The organism is Rhizobium sp. P1_E6 (assembly GCF_056405875.1).
This window is the reverse complement of sequence record NZ_JBFUBG010000191.1, coordinates 1-3,855: the sequence shown is the minus strand read 5'-3', so window position 1 is coordinate 3,855 and position 3,855 is coordinate 1. Positions and strand designations below refer to the sequence as shown.

At 57.3% G+C, this 3,855-nt stretch carries 4 protein-coding genes; all 4 read right to left on the bottom strand.

Features of this window, described 5'->3' with window-relative positions:
- Window positions 1–152: 152 nt before the first annotated feature.
- On the bottom strand, window positions 153–965 hold the full coding sequence (locus AC1D35_RS35015; protein ID WP_477942498.1) for a DUF1206 domain-containing protein: 813 nt from the start codon (window positions 963–965) through the stop codon (window positions 153–155).
- A gap of 462 nt (window positions 966–1,427) precedes the next feature.
- Window positions 1,428–1,766: a slr1659 superfamily regulator gene (locus AC1D35_RS35010; protein ID WP_113295863.1), complete on the bottom strand. Its 339-nt coding sequence runs from the start codon at window positions 1,764–1,766 to the stop codon at window positions 1,428–1,430.
- Between the two features lie 7 nt (window positions 1,767–1,773).
- Entirely contained in the window at window positions 1,774–2,334 is a 561-nt protein-coding gene (locus AC1D35_RS35005) for a slr1658 superfamily regulator (protein ID WP_477942496.1), read from the bottom strand.
- 3 nt (window positions 2,335–2,337) lie between these two features.
- On the bottom strand, window positions 2,338–3,855 hold a 1,518-nt coding region (locus AC1D35_RS35000), incomplete at its 5' end, for a PP2C family protein-serine/threonine phosphatase (RefSeq protein ID WP_477942494.1).

Genomic DNA, 3,855 nt, shown 5'->3' with positions numbered 1-3,855 from the left:
GTGCGCGTTCGATCCGCCGACACCTGGGGGCAGGGCACCCGCTGCCGACAAGCGGGCCGGATGCAGCAACACAAGCGACGCCGAGAAATGCCGTCATAGCCATCATGGTCGACTTTGTTGGGCTGCCTCGATCATGTTGTCGACGTAGCCTCTTACCGGCTTAACGTCGGCAGTTCTCTGCGGACAGCCGAGAGGTTTGGAGAATGCACCCGTCGATACCGCGCCTCGACCAGGTTGTAGATGCCGAAAGCGGCAAGGCCGATGGCGACCGCAAAGTATAGAATGCTGCCGAAGGGAAGTTGCCTGATCCATGACAAGGCCTCGCTCATGCTTCCGGCCTGACTCTGGTCCACTTTGAAGGCTGCATAACAAAAGAAGATGCCGATAATGGCGAAGACCGCGCCACGAGCTAAGAGGCCGTAGACGCAGACCAAAAAGAGCAGACGATTTTGCCGAAGATCGAGATAGCGTTCAAAGCGGCGGGTCAAGCCTTTGAGCGCGGTGATGACGCCCCCGATGATGAATCCGACACCTATCGCTCCAGCGAGATATCGGCCGAAAGGTTGAGACATGACCCAGGCAGCGAGGCCCTGTTCTCCGCTAGCGCCGCCAGGTCCTGCACCTATCGCTGCTTCGAACGCGTAGATTGCCAGACCGATGTAGGTGAACGCACTGCCGAAGAGCGAAGCCCGGATCAGATAGCTTTTCGCGCTACGATCATGATTGTCGGCGTTGGCAAGCGACTGAGCGAGCCGCCATGCGACGAAGCCGAGTAGACCCAGGCCGATCAATGCAAGCCAGACCTGGCCGAGGGGCTGGTTTAGCAGCACGTCGAGAGCTGATTTTGTGTCGGCCTTGCTGCCGCCAAAGCTTGAAAACATGGCCAATGCGGCAACCAGGAGAAAGACGATCCCCCTCGCGCCGTATCCTGAACGAGCTAGCCACTCAAACTTTGATTTATTCATGTTGGGTCCCCCGTTGCCATCACAACGAGAAACCGCGAATTCGGTTCCGCGATGACCGACAGGCGGACCCGCTTGGATGTCAGTGTTCTCACGCTGTTCCAAGTGAGATCCGATGTTCATTCCGTGAGGCGACCAGTTCGTTTCGAACGCGCCTGTCAATATTGCCATCGGGAAAATTTGCTGCAGGAAGGCTCCGAAAACTGCCAATCTGTGAGTTGATCCGATAGAGGGGGCATGATGCCGTCGCGTCCACGGAATCTCGAAGATTTCGAGCTGAAACTGCGGTGCTCGACAAACTGCACCAGCTGGGATTTAAACCGTCCGCGACCTCGGTGACGTGGAAACCGTGCAAATGTTGAGAACGCCCGGTATCACCGGCTACGGATGGCGGAAGATCGCAGCGGCATTGCCGTCTGCTCGTCGGACAAGTCAGTAGGCAATTTGACCGAGCCACGAGCGCAGTCAAGCAAGGCGAAGGTCGATCTGCGGGTATAGTTTCTTCAAGTTTGGCAAAGATTTGGTCTGCCACGGATACTGGCTCGTGCCTTTCACCACAAGTTGGACTTCCGGGCGCTTTCGAGCCTCGATCGTCAATTTGGCGAGCAGGTTGATCCCTGAAGAATTGAGAAACTCAAGTCCGGTCAGATCGAAAGACACGCGGGCGTGGTGACCGGAAAGAATGCCGGACGCCAGGGAGAATATCGGCGCGTACGCGTCTGGCCCTGCAAGCCTTAGGGTTCCTTCGAAGAAGACCTCGCTGCCTTCTGCCCACACTCTGAAATCTTCATCTCGAATTTCCATTGTACCCTCACATGTTGGAAACCATCGGTACCGACACTGCTGCAGTCGTAGTGAGCATAACGCTGCCCTCGCCATAGTCATCGAATTCCCAAGTCATCCTTGCTCCGTAATCGCTGAGTAGCGTTAACAGACCGAGGCCGGAGGCGTTTGAATCAGCCAGCGCATTTGCTTCGATCTGCCGAATAAGCAGGTCGCCGGGATCGCTCTCGAGCATATGATCAAGCGTCCGCTGAAACCTTGCCGAACTCTCGAGCGCGATCGGGTTCCTCACACGCAGCAGGAACTCCGCCGAGCGAAGGCAGGCTTGGATTTCTATCGATGAAGGCAGCCGGAACTTCACTGCGTTCTCGATCAGTTCGTTAGCGAGGTACCCGATGCTGTGATGAACCACAGTGTAATGTTGCTTGCTGGAGGCGTAGGGCATCGCCATCACGCCCGCGATGAAGTCGGATGTAATGCCCGAATGCCTCCAGCCAAGCTGCAATGGCCCGTCTGTCAGCGTGAGCCGCGCACCGCGCTGCAAATTGGTCTCAGCCAAGTCGATCGAGCCATATAATCTTCTAGCCATAGCTCACCTGTGCCGCAAAACGAGGAGGGTGATGTCGTCACGTATTTTCTGGGTGCCCACGTATTCCATCAGGGCGGTTACGATCCCCGACACGATTGCGTTTGCGCTCCTTTCTTTCAGGCGCAGTGCTTCGTTACACAGTCTCTCGATGCCGAAGAGCTCCCCGGAGCTGTTCTCCGCCTCCGTGACGCCGTCGGTGTGAAGCAGGATGAGGTCGTCCTTCTCGAACGGTATCCTGACGGAATTCACAAAGGGGGCGATGTCGGCTTCCAGGCCGATCGGTAACCCAAGATCGATGGTATCGATCCGTTCCATGTCCCCGTTTGCCCGCACCACGATGACGTCCTCGTGCTGTCCGGACAGCACCATGTCCGTGCCGTCGTAGTCGAGGAAGGCCAGCGTCATGTGCTTGTCGATCTTCGTTCTTTCGATATTCTTGAACAGGGCACTGTTCAGATCAGTCAGAAATTTCACCGGGTCGGTGCTGCCGGCTTCCTGAAGTGCGCGCGCCACCGACTGGACCATCAGCATGAGGACACCGCTTTCCAGGCCGTGACCCGTGACGTCTCCGATGCCGATCTTGAGCCTGTCGCCGCTTTCGAGAACGTCGTAGTAGTCGCCGCCGACCTCTTCAGCGGCCCTCATGTATCCAGCTACCTCGAGGGTTGGAAACGATTGCAACTCTTCCTCCAGCGGCAGGACCATCATCTGGATTCTCTCCGCAACGGCCAGCTCTGTTCCTAGCCGTCGGTTTTCCCGCTCCAACTGTGCATTGAGCGTCGAAATCTCCTCCTTGGCGTCCTCGATTTCAGCGGTGCGCTCGGCTACGATCTGCTCGAGGTTTTCGGTGTGAAAGCTGATCTCCTCGGCCATCCTGTTGAAAGCCTCGCCAGCTTCGCCGACTTCGTCCCGGCTGGTGACAGCTACGCGGACGGAATAGTCCTTCGCCTGGATTTTCCGAGCGGCACTCGCCAACGCACTGATTCCTGCCGTAATGCGCTTGGAGGCCGCGACGACCGCGATGAGTACGATGATCAGCGACGCGAGGATCGCCAGGATCTGATAGAGAACGATGCGATTGGTCGCGTCGGTGATCTTGGCCTGGGCGGCCACCAGGGACGCGTAGATTTCTTGTTCCGGTACAACGATGCCAAGGGACATTGCTTCAGCCTTCACGGGCCCCGATGACCAAAGATTCGTTGCGGGAAGGTTCTTCATGATGACCATGAAAGGCACTTCGTTGCCGCCTATATTCAAAAGCAGGTGCCTTATTCCTTCCCGCTGGTCGGAGGCGAGTTTGACGATTGACGGCTGAGTGCTAGTCTTCAGCGATCGCTCGATGCCAGCTACGCCGCTGCCGTTGCCTTCGCTTGCGGCATTCACCCCGATCGTTTGCTCGCCAGCCTTGTTGATCGCGATCACGTTTCCATCTGACATCGACAGAAACCCGAACCCGGACTGCGCGACCTTCACGTTCTCGACGATCTGGGCGAGCTGATCGAGCGTGATGTCCGCTCCGAC

What these genes read in the sequence shown, in the direction of transcription:
- AC1D35_RS35010 (WP_113295863.1), bottom strand. Translation starts at nt 1,766, where the DNA reads ATGGAAATTCGAGATGAAGATTTCAGAGTGTGGGCAGAAGGCAGCGAG.
- AC1D35_RS35005 (WP_477942496.1), bottom strand. Translation starts at nt 2,334, where the DNA reads ATGGCTAGAAGATTATATGGCTCGATCGACTTGGCTGAGACCAATTTG.
- AC1D35_RS35015 (WP_477942498.1), bottom strand. Translation starts at nt 965, where the DNA reads ATGAATAAATCAAAGTTTGAGTGGCTAGCTCGTTCAGGATACGGCGCG.